Origin of the sequence: Niabella sp. (assembly GCF_030150205.1) — a bacterium.
Lineage (GTDB): Bacteria > Bacteroidota > Bacteroidia > Chitinophagales > Chitinophagaceae > Niabella.
Map to the genome: position 1 here is coordinate 251,145 of NZ_JASLGT010000027.1, position 17,282 is coordinate 268,426.

A 17,282-nucleotide genomic window follows, 5' to 3' on the forward strand; every position below is an offset into this window, starting at 1 on the left:
TTTTATGCCTGACTTTGGCATTTTGCGTATTAGTGTCTGCATGGTTAATGTTTTAAAAGGTGCTTTATAAAGATACAAAATAATAGCAATACCTGTTACCGGCCCCTATCCCACCTATATTAAAAATTAACAGCTATATTTGTACTACCTATTTGAACACACCAAAAGCGGCATCTCATTGTCTGAAAAAATATACAATATCATAGAGTTCACGCAGCGGAATGTTTTCCTGACCGGGAAAGCCGGTACAGGAAAAACAACCTTTCTGAACAACTTTATACGTACAACGATCAAGAACAGCGTGGTGGTGGCTCCTACTGGTATTGCAGCCATCAATGCAGGCGGTGTAACCATCCATTCCATGTTTGGGCTACCGCTGACCACTTTCCTTCCCACAGCGGATCCTGTAGACCGGAACGAGGCGATCAATATTCCCCAGCTATTGCCGCATTTTAAATACCGGAAAGAAAAGCTGGACCTTTTAAGAGCGCTTGAAATCCTGATCATTGATGAAGTGTCGATGCTCCGGGCAGATGTGCTGGATATGATTGACCTGGCACTAAAAACCGCCCGGCGTTCCGCACTCGCTTTTGGCGGCGTGCAGCTCTTACTAATCGGCGACCTGTACCAGCTGCCGCCAGTAGTAAAACCCAATTCAGAAAAACTGATGTCGGCCTTTTACACAGCGCCGTATTTTTTTGAATCGAAGGCGCTTAAAGCCACGCCTTTTGTTACCATTGAACTGACAACCGTTTTCCGCCAGAGCGATCCGGTTTTTATATCCCTGCTCAACTCCATCCGCGAAGGGGAGACCAGCCGCATCGATTTTAAATTATTGAACACCCGGTACCAACCCGGCTTTGAGCCGCAGGATCGTTATGTATACCTGGTTTCGCACAATTATATGGCGGATAATATCAATAGCCGGCAACTCAAGGAACTGGCCGGAACGGGCATTGCCTGTCCTGCCATCATCAGCGGCGACTTTAAGGAACACCTGTACCCCAATGATCCCAACCTGTTGCTAAAGCCCGATGCGCAGGTGATGTTTATCCGTAATGATGCATCCGAATCAAAAAAATATTACAACGGGCGATTGGCCCGGGTATTGCGGGCAGAAGAAGACAAGATCATTGTAATGCCGGAGGGATCGGAAACGGAGCTGGCGGTGGAGCGGGAAATATGGGAAAACAAAAAATATTACCTGGATGATAAAAAAGAGATCCAGGAAGAAGTGATCGGCAGCTATGAGCAGTTTCCTTTCCGGCTGGCCTGGGCCGTTACCATTCATAAAAGCCAGGGACTTACGTTTGATAAAGTGATCATTGATGCCGGCGCCTCCTTTACCAGCGGCCAGGTATATGTAGCCCTGAGCCGCTGCCGTACACTGGAAGGCATTGTTTTAAAATCAGCCATCAGGTCTTCCAATATCTTCCGGGATGAACGGATCGCTGGCTTTCATGAAGCAACCGACGCTTCCGGGAAAATTGAACGGATCTACGAAACCGAAAAACATGCTTTTGCCGCCAGCAAACTGCTCCGCACGCTGAATTGCGCCCCATTTTTAACCGTTATGGAAAACTGGATGCAGGCCGGCCGCGAGAAACCACTTAACGATGAGGAAACCTTCACCCGGATAGCAGCATCGATACAGGAACACGGCCGGTCGCTCGAAAGCACCTTCATCAAATTTGAGGGCTTTGTGCAACGGAAGATGCGCGATCCGGCCCCCGATATCTGGGATACCATTTCAGAAAAAGGCGCGGGAGCCGTTAACTATTTTTTCGACCAGGTACAGGAACAGATCCTGACTCCGCTAACAGCCTACTATAATAAGACCCGGAATCAAAAAGGTGTAAAAAGCTATATCCGTTCAGTGGAACTATTGATGACTGAGCTGGAGGCCTACCTGCAGGGTTTAAAAAATGCCAGTTTTCTGGAAAAGAAATTGCTGGCTGCAGAAAAAGATATTGAAGTAGCCGTAAAAGAAAAAAAAGCCCAGCCCTCGCACCTGGTCAGCTACCACCTGCTGGAAGAAGGGCAAACAGCCGAAGAAATTGCAAGTGCACGCAACCTTGCCGTTAGCACCATTTACGGACATTTTGCGCGGGTAGCCCAGGTGGGCATACTGGATATTCACCGCCTTTTTTCAGAAGCGCAGCTACAGCTATTTCATAAGGCATTTGAACCAGATAAATGGTCCTCTGTTACAGCAGCCAAGGCGGCACTTCCGGCTTTTGAATTCCATGAATTAAGAGTGCTCATCAATCATTTCACCTATTGGGCCGGCAAAGAAAAACAAGCCGCAAAGGAACCATCCGGACAAAACAGCTAAACCAGCCACTGAGGTACTGAATACGATCTTCCTGGCTTGCCCCAGGTGCAAAGTTCTTCAGGCAACATTAAAATTTTTTGTGGCGTTACCCCTTATATAAACAATCTGAATTTCCTGTGTTTCACTGGCGTTATTGAAGCCTGAGCTCCTCCCCGGAATTGGCGGTGTTTTTCCGCGCTCTAAAATCGTAACTTTAAGAAAACTTTTTCCGATGCCTATAAAAACAGGGGCGATGATCCCTCTCCTGCTGCTGTTTTTTCTTGCCGCCGGCGCCCAAAAAAAACAGGTCACAGAATTTACAAAAGGGGGTATTTTACTGGTGAAACTCAACAATGGGCTTACCACCGGATTTGGCGCCCTTACCCCGGACCTGTATACCGGGGGATTTGCATTAAGCCCACAGGTTACCGTAATTGCCAACACATTGCGATTGGGTGCTAATGCCGGACTTGTGTATCACAACAAACAGTTCTCCGGATTATTTGGCCCCACAGCGGCTTTAAAATTAGCAGATCTTCGAACCAGCAAACCCATGGCACTGGCATTTGGGAACCTGCAACTCCTTGCGGAGGCAAACTGGGGAACCCATAAGCAGCGGATGGCCGGCGGCGGCATAGGCCTGGAGTTATTGCAAAAGATCCAGCTGGGCCTCACCGCACAGCGGGATTATCATCTGAACCAATGGTGGTTTCAATCCTTTATTGCCTACCAGTTTAATAAAACAAAAAAGATCAAACCGCAGTTTGAATAAAAACAGCCATGAACAGAGCACTCATTATAAGCGGCGGCGGCTCCAAAGGCGCGTTTGCAGTTGGTGTTGTAAAAGACCTGGAAACAACCTACCGGCTCAGCTTTGATACGGTAGTAGGTACCAGTACTGGGGCGTTGATTGCTCCGCTTGCAGCCCTGAAGCGGCTGGATGTGCTGGAGGCGTTATATACCAGTGTTACAACGGAGGATCTGCTGGAGGCGCAGGACCTGGGCGTCAGCATCTGGAACAGCAATGCGCTGAATACAGCCAATGGCCTTGGTTCCAAAATACGGCAAATCTACACCGATGATTTTTACAACCAGCTGCTTGCATCTGCCGCCAGGGTATACCTCACCACTACCTGTCTGCAAAGCCAGGAACTGGTGGTTTATACAACCCATCCCGCGCCTGCCGCCGGAAGTTATTACCGTATTGAAACCCTAAATAGTGCCGAGCAGTTCCGCAGAGCCGTAATGGCCTCTGCCAGTCAGCCCGTATTTATGCCTCCGGTGCGGATCAACATCGGTCTTCCCGGTGCCATAAACCCGGGGTTTCAGTATGTAGACGGAGGTACCCGGGAATATGCCGGTGTGGGCATTGCGTTGGAAGCCGGCGCCCAGGAGCTGTTCACCATATTGCTTTCTGCGCGGAATCATGCGCCCGATCCCACAACCTACAAAGACCTCCTGTCGATCCTGCTGCAAACGGTTTCCGTTTTTATAACCGATGTTGCGGATAACGACCTGTTTGCGCCACGGCAGTACATCCATTTTATCAATTATATCAACCAGGTAAAAGCCGCCATGAAAGCAGACGGCATTGCTGACGCGACGCTGGATCGTTATTTTGGCAGTACCAACCCGGATTATCAGAACCTGCTGCACCGGGCACCCATAAAACTACACATCATCCAACCGGATACGGCCCTGGAGGGCGGCCCCGGCGGATTGGTCTTTCAACCCGATAAAATGCAACGGATGGTGCGGCTGGGCCAAATAGCCCTGCAAAACTATGTAGCCCACTTAAAACCCGGGGAAACCGATTGGGCTTAGCTGGTGGGTTCGGACATACCAGACCGGATGTTGCTTACAGCAAAACAATCAAGCCGATTGTAATCAGAATATTTGATTACAATCGGCTTGATTGCAAATTCCGTGTAAACGATCACCACATTAACCCACCAAGGTAGCGGCGGAAGTGATCTTTGTATTCAATAATTTGCTGATGGGGCAATTGGCTTCGGCGTCTTTAATAGCCGCATCAAATGCCGCCTGGTCGATGCCGGGTACGGCAGCTTCCACATCCAGGTGGCTTTCGGTTACTGCGCCGTTTTCGAATGTAACCGTACACTTTGTGTCAATATTGGTGGCTGTAAAACCGGCTTCATTCAGCACAAAACTCAGTTTCATGGTAAAACACCCTGCGTGTGCGGCAGCTACCAGCTCTTCCGGGTTGGTGCCGGGGTTGCCTTCTTCAAACCTTGTTTTAAAAGAATAAGGCGTATCGCTTAATACACCCGATTGTGTAGAAGTTTTTCCGGTTCCTTCTTTTCCCGTTCCCTGCCAGTTGGCTGATGCAAAACGTTTCATGAGTTTTTTATTTTTATGGTTAAGAGAATGTGGGTTCTATAGCGGTCATGGCTTCCTCGCGGTCTTCCGGTGGTATATATTCCAGGATAAAATTATTCTTACCTTCCCCGATCATGATCTTCAGAAAACTTTGCTGCACCAATTCCAGTACTGAAAGAAAAAGGAAAATCGCATGCACACGGGTTTCTGCATAATCAAACAGTTTTTCAAAAGAAAGTGTTTTGGAACGTTGTGCCTCATCCATTACCTGGGTACGGCTGTTTTCCATGGAATAATTATACCGCACCACCGTATGCACGGGGGTATTAACCTTATCCGAATATCGCTGCATAGCCCGTTCAAAAGCCTTCATCAGTTTAAACATGGTGATGGCGTGGATCTCTGTACCTTCCCCGGCTTCTTCTCCAATCACTGATAATTCCTTTTGAATATTGCCCCGCTTTACCATCAGCATCCGCATGGCTTCCAGTTCGGCCATTTGAGCCGATGCTTCTTTAAAGCGTTTATATTCCAGGATCTTATTTACCAGTTCTTCGCGCGGATCGATCTCATTGCCCTGCGCATCCAGCTCCTTGCGCGGTATCAGCATTTTTGCCTTGATGCGCATCAGCGTGGATACGAACAGGATGAATTCGCTGGACAACTCAATGTTCAGCGCCTCCTGATCTTTTATGTAAGCGAGGAAGTCGTTCGTGATCTGTGTAATGGGAATATTGTAAATATCCAGCTCATCCCGTTCAATAAAAAACAGCAGAAGATCAAACGGTCCTTCAAATTGAGAAAGTTTTATCTGATACGTTGCACTCACTTAAAAATATTGAATCTGTAAAAGAAGACAAATGTAACAAATAAGGCCCTGACACTAAAAAACGCCCTGCTTTTACAGGGCGTTTTGTGCATAAATTGGGCAGATTTTATCGTTTTTTCAGCTCATCGCGGATTTCGATCAGCAACTGATCTGTTGAAGAGGGTCCTTCAGCCGGCGGTGGCGGTGTTTCCTTCTTCATTTTATTCATAGCCTTTACCATCCAGAAGATCACCAGCGCCAGTAACAGGAAATTAATGGCGATCGTAATAAAATTACCATAAGCAAAAATCGATGTGTCTGCAATCTTACGGGCTTCCTCCAGCTTGGTTCCCGGGGGAACATTGCCTTTTAGCACCAGGTATAGACTGCTGAAATCCGGTTTGCCGATGATGGCACCCACAACCGGCATAATGAGGTCATCGATAACGCTGGTAACAATTTTGCCAAAGGCACCGCCGATGATCACACCCACCGCCAGATCGACAGCATTGCCTTTTATGGCAAACTCTTTAAATTCTTTGAGCATTCCCATGTAACTGAATTTTTAAGTTTTATAAATAGTGATTCGAATTTCTGAGATGCGCTGGTATCATCTTATGGCTTAAACAGCCATAATTTCTTTTTCTTTTACGGCAAGGTATTTTTCAACAAGTGCAATGTATTTATCGGTCAGCTGCTGGGCCGCGGCTTCAGCATCCTTTACACCGTCCTCGCTCAGGCCTTCTTTCTGCAGTTTTTTAACGCCCTCAATCACTTCACGGCGCGCACTCCGCACACCCACTTTAGAATTCTCTCCCTCTGCATAGCTCCGCTTTACCAACTCCTTTCTGCGCTCTTCTGTAAGTGGTGGCAGAAACAAACGGATATTAACACCATCATTTTGCGGGTTGATGCCGATGTTTGCTGCGATGATGGCCCGTTCAATAGGCTGCAGCATATTCTTTTCCCAGGGTTGAATGTTAAGGGTGCGGGCATCCAGCACAGTGATATTCCCAACCTGGTTAATAGGCATTGCAGATCCGTAATAGTCTACATAAATCCCGTCCAGTATCTGCGGGTTCGCCTTCCCGGCCCTTATTTTGGCTAGTTCCGATTCCAGGTGTGCGATGGCTTTCTTCATACCCTCCTCCGATGATTCAATTAGCTTACTTACTTGTTCCTGCATAAAATCAAAAAATTTTAAGATTGCAAATCTAATGAATTGGAACTGAAACTATGGCGTATAGGGCTGAAATGCGGAAATTACTACCGCTTAGCGAATCCGGTCCTGAATTTTTTCCTTGGTCTGCAGGTTGATCACTTTAGACTGTGAAGGGGCACTGAGCCGCTCTTTGTTTGCCTGGTTTACCACATATCTCCGGTGAATAACAAGTTTTCTTTTGGGCAGGGTATAGTAAAGGATTGCCAGTGCAACAAAGGCTGTTCCAAACAAGGCCAGGATCAACGCAGTATTTCCAAAATTGCGACTTAAATAAGTTATAAGAATTAAGGAGATATTGGCCGTAACGCAGATCAGGGTTACAGTGGAATGCCCAAGGCCGCGGTCCAGCAACAGGTGGTGCACATGATTCCTGTCTGGTGAAAAGGGCGACCTTCCCCGAAGGATCCGGTTTCCAAAAACACGGATCGTATCTACCAGGGGTACAATCAGTACTGAAACACCTACTGCAACCGCAGAAGTGATGGGCAGCGCTGCACCCGGCTCACTGGCCACATGAATGAATTTCAACACAAGTATCGATACCACCATGCCTACCAGTAAGGATCCGGAATCGCCCAGGAAGATCTTGGCGGGGTGATAGTTAAAGATAAGGAAGGCCATCAACGCCGCCGAAAGGCTAAAGGAAAAAGCCGCATAGGGATACATTTTGGCCAGCAGAAAATAAGTGCCAAAAAGCAGGGTAGCCATCAGACCCAAACTGCCGGATAAACCATCAATACCATCAATTAAATTATAGGCATTAATGATGAGGATGATGGTAAAATAGGTCAGTGGTACACCATACATCGGATCCAGGGTTTCCATTCCTAACACGCCATGCATACTTTCCAGGCGTACACCGCCCAGATGGATGATAATGGCTGCTGCGATGATCTGGGCCACAAATTTCTTTGTAGCAGACAACGCGATGATATCATCTTTAAGACCGATAAAGAAGGTCAGCGTAGCCGCAGCGAGGAAATAGCGCATTTCCGGAGCATTGGAAAAATTAATGCACAGCAGACCCGCAAAAAGAAAACCGACAAAAACACCCACTCCGCCTAAAGAAGCTATTGCATGTGTGTGGAGTTTACGTTCATCCGGTATATCATACAGTTTCTTCTTGTCAGCAATGAGCATTACAACCGGAATTGCGAGAAACGCGACTATAAAAGCTATTATAGCTGTTACCAGAATTTCTAGCATTAAATAAGGTTTACAGGGGCAAAAATAAGCTTTATAACCTAGATAGCAATTTTTGGGCAGATTTTAATCCCAAAATAAATCCCCGGGAGCCCAGAATTCATTGCTAATGAACAGGAATTATCAAAAAAAAAATGCACTTTTGCTCTTCAAAAAACAAACTATGGCAAGTTTACAGGAAATCGCATCACAGGTTAGACGTGATATTGTAAGAATGGTTCACGGCGCAAACAGCGGCCACCCCGGAGGATCTCTTGGATGCGCTGATTTTTTAACAGCCCTGTACTTTAAGGAGATGCAGCATGATCCTGCTTTTCATATGGACGGTATCAATGAGGATCTGTTCTTCCTGTCGAACGGCCATATTTCACCCGTATTTTATTCGGTTTTAGCCCGTTCCGGTTATTTTGATGTAAAAGAGCTGGCTACCTTCCGCAAAATAAACAGCCGTCTGCAGGGCCACCCGGCTACGCATGAGCACCTGCCGGGCATCCGCATCGCAAGCGGTTCACTGGGACAGGGAATGAGCGTGGCTATTGGTGCTGCGCTGAGCAAAAAAATGAACCAGGATTCACACCTGGTATTTTCATTGCATGGTGATGGCGAGCTGAATGAAGGACAGAACTGGGAAGCGATTATGTTTGCTGCTGCCCATAAGGTAGATAACCTGATTGCAACAGTGGACTGGAATGGTCAGCAGATTGATGGTCCTACCGACAAGGTGCTGAATATGGGTAACCTGAGCGAAAAGTTCAAAGCATTTGACTGGGAAGTAATGGAGATGAACGGTAATGATATGGACGAAGTGGTAGCCACACTGGATAAGGCGCGCGCTGCTACCGGTAAAGGAAAGCCGATCGCTATTATGATGCATACCATCATGGGTAAAGGCATCGACTTTATGGAAAACGACCATGGCTGGCATGGCATTGCCCCCAATGACGAGCAACTGGCCAAGGCGCTGGAGCAATTACCGGAAACACTGGGCGATTATTAAGGTCCGGTTTCACGTTTGAGGTTTCAGGTTGGGATCCGGAGATTTAAGAAGTCCTCACCAAAAAAATATATAAATGGTTACAGCTTAAAAGCGGTAACCATTTTTTTATGCCTTTTATTCTGCCTTCAACGAGAATTCTTTTCTGGAGGCCTTGCGAGCCGGTGTCCAGGATGCTACAAATGCGATCACCAGAACGGTTATGGCCACCAGCAGAAAGTCTCTTATTTTTAATGCCACGGGGAAATAATCGATCAAAAAGGAGCCGCCCTGCAAGGGAACCAGGTGAAACTGTTGTTGGAGGATCACCATCAACAATGCCAGCAGCATGCCCATGCCACCGCCGATGGTGGCCAATAAAAACCCTTCACTCAGGAACACCTTCAGGATAAAACCCTGGTCGGCACCAAGTGCATTCAGCACACTGATATCTTTTTGTTTTTCCAGCACCAGCATGGTCAGGGCGCCCACCATATTAAAGGCAGCTACCACCAGGATCAGGCTCAGGATGGCATAGAAAACCCAGCGCTCCAGGTTCATGATAGCGTAAAGGCTCTGGTTTTGCTGGTAGCGGTCCTGCACCTTATAGCCGTTGCCAAACAACCGCTGAATGGCCTGTTGGATCTTTGCAGTTGCCGAAGGATCGGTTACTGCAATTTCAATGGCGCTGAATTCACGTGCATCCAGGCCCATTGCCTGTTTTAGAAAATCAATCTGCGTAATGGCGTATTTATTATCAAAATCCTGCTGAATCACAAAGGTGCCTGCACTCCGTATGGTATCCGGCGTAATATTGCTGGCGGCATCAAATTCTTCCGAATCGCTCTTTCTTGGAATGTAAATGCTCATGGGTGCAGCCTTGGGAACAGACCGGATGCCCAGCGAGCCTTCAATACCGCCCCCCACTATCAGCCGCGGATGCTCTGCGGTACCGATATCGAACCGGCCGTTTACGATATGATCGGTAATACCGTTAATGCTTTTAAAGCGGTCGTCAACCCCTTTTAACGAAACCAGCGCCTGGTTATCCCCGTTCCGGAGGATGGCTTTTTCCTCCACCACAAGCGAAAAACTACGCACGCCACCAACACCCCTTAATTGCTGCAATTGTTTTTCATCGAGCGCCAGGTATTTTCCGGATGCCGGCGAAACCCGGATATCCGGATAGAACGAGGAATACAGCGATTTTACCAGCCCCTCAAAGCCATTAAACACACTCAGCACCAGGATCAATGCCGCCGTGCCGATCATAATCGCTACGATGCAGATCCACGCGATGATGTTGATAACGTTGGTCGATTTTTTTGCCCTGAAATAGCGCCAGGCGAATAGGAATTGCAATGGAGATGATTTTGATGATGAGTCAGTAATCAGCTTTTAGCCGAGGTATAACAGCTGAAGGCTGATTGCTGATAACTGATAGCTGATAGCTGATAACTTAAAACAGTTCACTGCCCACTATCCGGCTTCCCCTGCTGTTTCCGCTCGTCCTCTATCTTCTTAAACAGCTCTTCCATTTTAAATACATGGTCCAGTGTATCGTCTGCAAAAAATTTCAGCACCGGCATATTGCGCAGCTGGTGGCGAACGGATGCCGCCAGTTCTTTCTTTATTTCATGGTGCCGTTCCTCTACTTTTTTCAGCGCCGCTGCCGCGTCGGTTACCTGGAAAAAGCTCAGGTAAAAACGCGCTTCCAAAAGATCCGGTGTTACTTTTACGCCTGATATGGACACCATTCCGCCCCCCATCATATTCAGCCCAAGCCGCTGAAAAATGCCATTCATTTCTTCGTTCAGCAGCGCTGCCACTTGTTTTTGCCGTTTACTTTCCTGCATAATCTTCTCTTTCTGTTCCATGTAAAATTAGTTACTTTAGAGGTTTTAGTGCACACAACCTTCCGGAATGAAAAAATATTCAAGGATTTTATACTACCTGCGCCCCTATAAAGGCGGCATTCTGCTCTATTTTTTGTTCACCATCTTATCGATTGTTTTTGCGCTTTTTAGCTTTGCGCTGCTACAGCCTTTCTTTGATATTATCTTTTATGGGAACAAGCCTTCCACTCCGGCGGGAACAGATCCGGGCCTTTTAACCGATATGAAAGGTTATTTTATGCACCTGGTTGCCGGAGCTCAGTTGAGCGCTGCGCAATTGCTGGGCGCCATATGTGTGGTACTGGTAGTTGCCATCTTTCTCAAAAATCTCTTTCTCTATCTTTCTTCCTATGTACTGAACCCGATCAAGAACCAGATCGTGAACCATTTCCGGGCAGATATTTATGATAAGATCCTCCGGCTCCCGGTGGGTTATTTTACCGAACAACGGAAGGGCGATCTGATCAGCAGGGTAACCAATGATGTAACCGAAGTGGAAAGCTCCGTAATTGGTGTGCTGGAAGGCTGGATCAAGGACCCGCTCAATATCATTTTTACCCTGATTGCGCTGTTCCTGATCAGTCCGCTCCTTACGGGATCCATTTTATTGTGCATTCCCGTGATCGGCCTGATCTTAGGCCGTATTTCAAAGGCCCTGAAACGCCCATCTAACGAAGCAGCGATCAAACTGGGCGAATCGCTCTCCATCCTTGATGAAACCCTGAATGGGCTTCGTGTCATTAAGGCTTTTAACGTGGAAGGGCTTTTAAAAGGCCGGTTCGATACGGTAAATGATCAGCTGATGGATGCCAAAAACCGCATCAGCCGCCGCCGGGATATGGCCTCTCCGATGTCGGAGTTCCTGGGAGTAATGGTCTTTGTAGGCATTTTATGGTTTGGCGGCCGGCTGATATTGTCGGACAGTATTGAACTGCGGGCACCGGCCTTCTTTGCGTACCTGGCCATGTTCTATAACCTCATCAACCCAGTAAAAACGCTCTCTACTTCATTCAGCAATTTAAACAAGGGATCCGCAGCCATCAGGCGGATTGAAGAAGTTCTGAATACGCCCGTTACAGTAGACGATAATCCCAGGGGTAAAATACTGGAGCATTTTGAACAAGAAATTGAGTTCCGGAATGCTTCCTTTGCCTACAACGACCAGGTGATCCTGAAGGATATCAACCTTAAGATCAAAAAGGGACAAACCGTTGCCCTGGTAGGATCTTCAGGGGCCGGAAAATCGACACTGGCCGACCTGGTTCCCCGTTTTCATGATGTAACAGCAGGCGGGGTATTCATCGATGGCATCAATATCCGAGAATACGCCCTGCATTCCGTACGGAACCTGATGAGCATTGTAACCCAGGAACCCATTTTATTTAATGATACCATTGCGCATAATATTGCGCTGGGACATACCTCTGCTTCAAAGGAGGCGATTGTGCAGGCTGCAAAAATTGCCAATGCCCACGATTTTATCGTTCAAAAGGAGCTGCAATATGATACGAATATCGGCGACCGGGGCGCCAAGCTCAGTGGTGGCGAACGCCAGCGCCTTACCATCGCCCGTGCGCTTTTAAAAAACCCGCCCATCCTGATCCTGGATGAAGCCACGTCTTCCCTGGACACCGAAAGCGAACGACTGGTGCAAGACGCCATCAATAAGATGATGCAAAACCGTACCAGTATTGTAATCGCCCATCGCCTCAGCACCATCCGGAATGCCGATGAGATCATTGTGCTTCAAAAAGGACAGATCGTGGAGCGGGGTACCCATAACAGCCTGATTGAACAGAACGGCTTTTATAAGAAACTGGTGGAAATGCAGGAAGTAAAATGAGATTTGAGATTTGATGTTTTTTTTCGTACCTTAATAGATTGCAATCTCAAATCTCAAATCTCAAATCTCAAATCAATCCCAACGTATGCTGGATCCGTTTGATGGTTTCTTCTTTCCCCAAGATCTCCGCAATATCAAATACATGCGGGCCAAACTTTCCCCCCACCAGCATAATACGCAGCGGCAACATGACCTCTCCGGGTTTTAACTGGTTGGCCGCCGCAATTTCCTTAAAGTTATTTTCCAACGTCTCCGCTTTCCAGTCGCCGGACAATTCATAATTGCGGATCACTTCGGTAAAAAACAATTGCTTGGCTTCATTCCATTTGGGCTGAATGGCCGTGATATCGATATTTTCAGGTGTTTTAAAGAAGTACGCCGTTTGTTCATAAAAATCGGTCAGCAGCGTAGTACGGTCCTTCACCATTTCCACGATCTTCTGTAATAGCCGGTCATCGGAAACAGCAATATCTTTTGCAGTCAATACTTCTTTCACACGTCCGGCCAGGTCTTCCGGAGCCAGCTTCTTGATCCACTCATGATTGTACCACTTTGCCTTTTCATAATCAAATTTGGCGCCAGAGCTGTGCACGCGGTCAATCGAAAACCTGGTAATCAGTTCATCGAGTGAAAACAGTTCCTGCTCGGTACCATCATTCCAGCCCAATACCGCCAGCAGGTTGATAAATGCTTCCGGCAAAAATCCTTTCTCTTTAAATCCTTCGGTCAGCTCACCGGTCTTGGGGTCGGTCCAGTTCATCGCAAACACCGGGAACCCGTATTTGGCGCCATCCCGCTTGCTCAATTTTCCATTCGGACCCAGGATCAGCGGGAAATGGGCCCATTGGGGCATATTTTCCAGGCCAAACAGGTATTTCCACAACAGGATATGTACCGGCGCGCTGGGCAGCCATTCTTCCCCGCGAAACGCATGCGATATCTTCATTAAATAATCATCCACTACCACCGCCAGGTGATAGGTAGGCATGCCATCGGCCTTCAGTAACACTTTATCATCCACCAAAGCGGTATTAAAGCTTACTTCGCCGCGGATCATATCGGTAAAACCTACGCTTTCATGCTCCGGCATTTTAATACGGATCACGTGCCTTGTATTTTCTTTTAACAACCGGTCTGTTTCTTCCTTTGAAAGAGTCAGCGAGTTCCGCATCTTATCGCGCACCTGGTGATCGTATTGGGGAGAAGGATTTTGTTCGGTTTTAAAATCCTGCCGCATTTGCTCCAGTTCTTCCGGAGTGTCAAAGGCATAATAGGCCTGTCCGTTTTCCACCAACTGCTCCGCATAGGCCCGGTACAGTTCCTTGCGCTCGCTCTGACGGTAAGGGCCATAATCGCCTTCTCTTTTTACGCTTTCATCCGGCTCCAGACCGGCCCAGGCCAAACATTGAAAAATATAGTCCTCTGCACCCGCTACAAAACGGGTTTGATCGGTGTCCTCAATTCTTAAAATAAAATCGCCGCCGTGCTGACGTGCAAACAGGTAATTGTATAAAACGGTCCGTACACCACCCAGGTGTAATCCACCGGTTGGTGAAGGCGCAAAACGCACTCTTACTTTTTTATCTGTACTCATAGGCTGCAAATTTAAAGTTTCATGCTCCAGGTTCCAAGTTTCAGTGGTCAGCGATCAGCTTTCAGCGATCAGACCACTGGCGATCGGCGATTTGTTTTAGAAGCAGTGACCGGGAGCAACAAAACCCCACTTAACTTTTATTGCTCTAATCCCCAGTCAATGCCCTTGTTTACGGCTGGTACGCCTTCGGTAATCCACCGGGGCGGTTTGGCACCCTTCAGCAACCAGTCGAAAAACTGTTGTTCGCGTATCGAAATATCCTTCCTGTTTTTACGTTGCACGAGGTTGTGTTCCTCTCCGTTGTAATTGAGCATCCATACCGGTTTGCCCAGGCGGCGCATGCCCGTAAATAATTCGATGCCCTGGTACCAGGGAACGGCGCCATCATTGTCGTTGGCCATAATCACCAGTGGTGTGGTTACCTTCGGAAGATGAAAAAGCGGCGAGTTTTCAATATACAACTCCGGTTTTTTCCACAAGGTAGCCCCAATGCGACTCTGTGTTTTTTCGTACTGGAACTGCCGGTTCACCCCGCCTTTCCAGCGAATACCACCATAAGCACTGGTCATATTGGCTACGGGAGCCCCGGCCCAGGCCGCCGCAAACATCGGCGTCATGGTAATAAGCTGTGCCACCTGTATACCACCCCAGCTTTGCCCCTGGATGCCCATGTGAGCGGCATCTACCCAGGCATGACGGGTTAAATCTTTGGCCCCGCTGACAATATAGTCATAAGCGCTTTTTGCCGGATGACCGATCGTATAAGAAATATCAGGTGCCAGCACTACATAGCCCCGGCTTACAAAAAAAGAAATATTTAACCGGCTGGGAGTAGGTGCCGGCGGAATGTACCGGTATAAATTATCGGAAAGCTTTTCATAAAAATAAAGTAATACCGGGTATTTTTTTGTGCTGTCAAAATCTTCCGGCCGGTACAGGATACCCGTAGCGGGTTTACCGGAAAACGTGGTCCAATGGTATAAAGCGGCTGTTCCCCAGTTATACTGCCCCTGTTGCGGATTGATGGCAGAAAGCTTCGCTTCTTTTCCGTTGCCGAAAACATACAGATCGGGCGATTGCGTATAGCTTTCCCTGGTGTAGGTATATACAGGAGCATCCTTCGCCTTTACCACCGAGTCGTAATAGCAGGCCTGCTCCCCGAAAAGTTGCAGAGGAAACAGGGATGTGGTCAACCGGTTGTTTTCCAGTATGGCAAACCCGGCCTTTTTATTCCCGTTGTTAAGCGTACTCAGCAGGTTTTTATTTGCCGGCCGGATATACCGTTCTTCCGGATCGGTTGAAATATAACGATAGGTCTGTTTTTGTTGCCGGCCGTTCTTTGTAAGATTTACCGGAGCCTGTTTACCCATCGGATCCACCATCCAGATATCATACCGGTCATAAATCAGCACCGAACGGTCTCCCTCTGTCCAACCCATCACACCATAGGGCGATGGATCATCCGGCACATCATTCTCTTCATCGTATAAGGGCGTTTTGATGGCAGCGGTAATATTACGGGTGGCCGTACCATCAAAAACAAAATAATGTTGCTTCCGGTTATCATACCACAGCACATATTTTCCTGAAGGGGCGATCCAGGAGCCCGCTATTTGCCCGTCCAGGTCCTTTACCACCGGTACAAACCGGCCGTCATTGATACTGATCCGGTATACATCCTTGGGCGTGCGCCCCGTCCATTGGGAGGCTACACGCCGGCCGGTATCGGTAACAGCCACAAAATAATTACCATCGCCTTCCAATGCTTCATAAATATACGGGAGGGCCTTCCCGCTCACCTGCGTCATGCGGCTTTGATCAAAATCATAAACAGCCAGGTAGCTTCGCTCCTGGTCTTTTTTCTGGTTCTCCAGCTGATAGGGCTGCAAATAATCATCCCTGTAATTCCATATATCTACATTTACCTTATCAATATCCACCAGGCTTGTATCTTTCGGCGGCCGGATGGGCGCTGTGCCAAATAACAGCCGGTTGCCGGACTTACTAAAACTCACCTTGCCGTATTCACTTACCGTACTGCCCTGGGGAAGGTTTTGGGTAAGTGTATCCACCAGCACCATGGCACTATCCATACCCTGGCGGTAATACCACAACTTATAAAATTTTTGCAGCGCTTTGGGACGGGCATTTCTTTCTGCTACAAAGGCCGCGCGGGTTCCATCGTCGGAAAGTGCGAGGTTTTTAAAATCATTGCCTCCGCGAAGCAGGGTATCGGTTCTTTTTGTGGCCAAATGATACAGGATCACCCGCGCCGAACGGGCCGTATCTTTCAGATCGAGGGTTTGACAAATCAGTAGCTGGCTGCCTATTTTATTAAACACATAGTCGCTTACATTGGTAAAATAGCGTTGTTCGCCGGTAGCCGTATTGATCAATAACAGCCGGTTGTTTTTGCCAAAATCCGTTACACTGTCTTTATCAGCGTCTCCTTTTACCGGTTTCAGGTTATTGATTACATACTGAAGGGAGTCGATCACCTGCCGCAGGCTATCCTTGCTTTTATCCGACTGATACAGATTTTTTTCTTTCGGTTCATTTTTCAGAAGGCCGGCGACCCATTCGTTCTGATCGCGGGGACCTTTGTATGAGATCAGACCAGGGAATTTCAATACCCGGTCTTCACCCAATGTAACGACAGCAAACGAATCCCGGGGCATATCGGCAGGCTTTTTCTTTTTGATCTTTGCCTGCCGTATTTCACTGTACAGCGGTTTGATTTTAAAAACCACGGTGCGGTTGTCCCCGGTGATGCGGGCATCATAACCTCTTGCTATCATTTTTTTATAGGATTGATCAGCCGCCTGTATCACCAGTTCGTCATCGCCCTCCTGCACATTTATATTGTACACTGCCCATTTACCGTTATTGCTCAGCACCGTTTTACCAATAGATTGCCAGCGGTCATAAACCGTATGATCCAACGGCTTTTTTTGAGCGATTGCCACAAGGCATACCAACCCTGTAAGGGTGGTCAAGATCAATTTCTTCATTCAGCCAATTTTTGGCTAAATTATTACTATTTGTTAAAAAAGGAAAACAGGTATTTAGCCCGTGCTGGAAATGCGCCGT

14 protein-coding genes are annotated in these 17,282 nt (G+C 47.6%); 5 read left to right on the forward strand and 9 right to left on the reverse strand.

Annotation, left to right across the window (positions count from 1 at the left end; genetic code table 11):
• Positions 1-139: 139 nt before the first annotated feature.
• The 3 genes from Q1V85_RS21160 (at position 140) to Q1V85_RS21170 (ending at position 4,138) form a co-directional block, all read left to right on the forward strand.
• The gene (locus Q1V85_RS21160; protein WP_300602884.1) at positions 140-2,335 is read left to right on the forward strand and encodes a helix-turn-helix domain-containing protein; all 2,196 of its coding nucleotides are present in this window, start codon (positions 140-142) and stop codon (positions 2,333-2,335) included.
• A 232-nt stretch (positions 2,336-2,567) separates the two neighbouring features.
• Positions 2,568-3,086, forward strand: coding sequence for a hypothetical protein (locus Q1V85_RS21165; protein WP_300602885.1), 519 nt, complete (start codon positions 2,568-2,570; stop codon positions 3,084-3,086).
• An 8-nt stretch (positions 3,087-3,094) separates the two neighbouring features.
• Entirely contained in the window at positions 3,095-4,138 is a 1,044-nt protein-coding gene (locus Q1V85_RS21170; protein WP_300602888.1) for a patatin-like phospholipase family protein, read from the forward strand.
• Positions 4,139-4,258: 120 nt separating this feature from the next.
• Here the strand turns inward: Q1V85_RS21170 and Q1V85_RS21175 are convergent, their stop codons facing one another.
• The 5 genes from Q1V85_RS21175 to Q1V85_RS21195 form a co-directional block, all read right to left on the reverse strand.
• The gene (locus Q1V85_RS21175) at positions 4,259-4,675 is read right to left on the reverse strand and encodes an OsmC family protein (protein WP_300602891.1); all 417 of its coding nucleotides are present in this window, start codon (positions 4,673-4,675) and stop codon (positions 4,259-4,261) included.
• 19 nt (positions 4,676-4,694) lie between these two features.
• Positions 4,695-5,483 (reverse strand): segregation/condensation protein A, encoded by a 789-nt coding sequence (locus Q1V85_RS21180; RefSeq protein WP_300602894.1) that lies wholly within the window; start codon positions 5,481-5,483, stop codon positions 4,695-4,697.
• 106 nt (positions 5,484-5,589) lie between these two features.
• Positions 5,590-6,015: a large conductance mechanosensitive channel protein MscL gene (gene mscL, locus Q1V85_RS21185; RefSeq protein ID WP_300602897.1), complete on the reverse strand. Its 426-nt coding sequence runs from the start codon at positions 6,013-6,015 to the stop codon at positions 5,590-5,592.
• Between the two features lie 69 nt (positions 6,016-6,084).
• Positions 6,085-6,648 (reverse strand): ribosome recycling factor, encoded by a 564-nt coding sequence (gene frr, locus Q1V85_RS21190; protein ID WP_300602900.1) that lies wholly within the window; start codon positions 6,646-6,648, stop codon positions 6,085-6,087.
• A gap of 87 nt (positions 6,649-6,735) precedes the next feature.
• Complete coding sequence (locus Q1V85_RS21195; RefSeq protein WP_300602903.1) at positions 6,736-7,824, reverse strand: MraY family glycosyltransferase; 1,089 nt, start codon at positions 7,822-7,824, stop codon at positions 6,736-6,738.
• A gap of 226 nt (positions 7,825-8,050) precedes the next feature.
• On the opposite strand from Q1V85_RS21195, the gene Q1V85_RS21200 reads away from it, so the two are divergent.
• Positions 8,051-8,884, forward strand: a complete 834-nt coding sequence (locus Q1V85_RS21200; protein ID WP_300602906.1) for a transketolase — start codon at positions 8,051-8,053, stop codon at positions 8,882-8,884.
• A gap of 114 nt (positions 8,885-8,998) precedes the next feature.
• On the opposite strand, the gene Q1V85_RS21205 is transcribed toward Q1V85_RS21200, so the two are convergent.
• Both Q1V85_RS21205 and Q1V85_RS21210 read right to left on the reverse strand, forming a co-directional pair.
• A complete protein-coding gene (locus tag Q1V85_RS21205) occupies positions 8,999-10,222 on the reverse strand; it encodes an FtsX-like permease family protein (protein WP_300602909.1) in 1,224 nt (407 codons plus the stop codon).
• A gap of 107 nt (positions 10,223-10,329) precedes the next feature.
• Positions 10,330-10,737, reverse strand: a complete 408-nt coding sequence (locus Q1V85_RS21210) for a ribosome-binding factor A (protein WP_300602912.1) — start codon at positions 10,735-10,737, stop codon at positions 10,330-10,332.
• Positions 10,738-10,783: 46 nt separating this feature from the next.
• On the opposite strand from Q1V85_RS21210, the gene Q1V85_RS21215 reads away from it, so the two are divergent.
• Positions 10,784-12,598: an ABC transporter ATP-binding protein gene (locus tag Q1V85_RS21215; protein ID WP_300602915.1), complete on the forward strand. Its 1,815-nt coding sequence runs from the start codon at positions 10,784-10,786 to the stop codon at positions 12,596-12,598.
• Positions 12,599-12,665: 67 nt separating this feature from the next.
• On the opposite strand, the gene gltX is transcribed toward Q1V85_RS21215, so the two are convergent.
• Positions 12,666-14,192 (reverse strand): glutamate--tRNA ligase, encoded by a 1,527-nt coding sequence (gene gltX, locus Q1V85_RS21220; protein WP_300602917.1) that lies wholly within the window; start codon positions 14,190-14,192, stop codon positions 12,666-12,668.
• Between the two features lie 137 nt (positions 14,193-14,329).
• Complete coding sequence (locus Q1V85_RS21225) at positions 14,330-17,203, reverse strand: prolyl oligopeptidase family serine peptidase (protein WP_300602920.1); 2,874 nt, start codon at positions 17,201-17,203, stop codon at positions 14,330-14,332.
• Positions 17,204-17,282 lie beyond the last annotated feature (79 nt).

What these genes read in the sequence shown, in the direction of transcription:
- Q1V85_RS21175 (WP_300602891.1), bottom strand. Translation starts at nt 4,675, where the DNA reads ATGAAACGTTTTGCATCAGCCAACTGGCAGGGAACGGGAAAAGAAGGA.
- Q1V85_RS21170 (WP_300602888.1), top strand. Translation starts at nt 3,095, where the DNA reads ATGAACAGAGCACTCATTATAAGCGGCGGCGGCTCCAAAGGCGCGTTT.
- Q1V85_RS21200 (WP_300602906.1), top strand. Translation starts at nt 8,051, where the DNA reads ATGGCAAGTTTACAGGAAATCGCATCACAGGTTAGACGTGATATTGTA.
- Q1V85_RS21195 (WP_300602903.1), bottom strand. Translation starts at nt 7,824, where the DNA reads ATGCTCATTGCTGACAAGAAGAAACTGTATGATATACCGGATGAACGT.
- Q1V85_RS21225 (WP_300602920.1), bottom strand. Translation starts at nt 17,203, where the DNA reads ATGAAGAAATTGATCTTGACCACCCTTACAGGGTTGGTATGCCTTGTG.
- Q1V85_RS21215 (WP_300602915.1), top strand. Translation starts at nt 10,784, where the DNA reads ATGAAAAAATATTCAAGGATTTTATACTACCTGCGCCCCTATAAAGGC.
- gltX (WP_300602917.1), bottom strand. Translation starts at nt 14,192, where the DNA reads ATGAGTACAGATAAAAAAGTAAGAGTGCGTTTTGCGCCTTCACCAACC.
- Q1V85_RS21210 (WP_300602912.1), bottom strand. Translation starts at nt 10,737, where the DNA reads ATGGAACAGAAAGAGAAGATTATGCAGGAAAGTAAACGGCAAAAACAA.
- Q1V85_RS21165 (WP_300602885.1), top strand. Translation starts at nt 2,568, where the DNA reads ATGATCCCTCTCCTGCTGCTGTTTTTTCTTGCCGCCGGCGCCCAAAAA.
- mscL (WP_300602897.1), bottom strand. Translation starts at nt 6,015, where the DNA reads ATGGGAATGCTCAAAGAATTTAAAGAGTTTGCCATAAAAGGCAATGCT.
- frr (WP_300602900.1), bottom strand. Translation starts at nt 6,648, where the DNA reads ATGCAGGAACAAGTAAGTAAGCTAATTGAATCATCGGAGGAGGGTATG.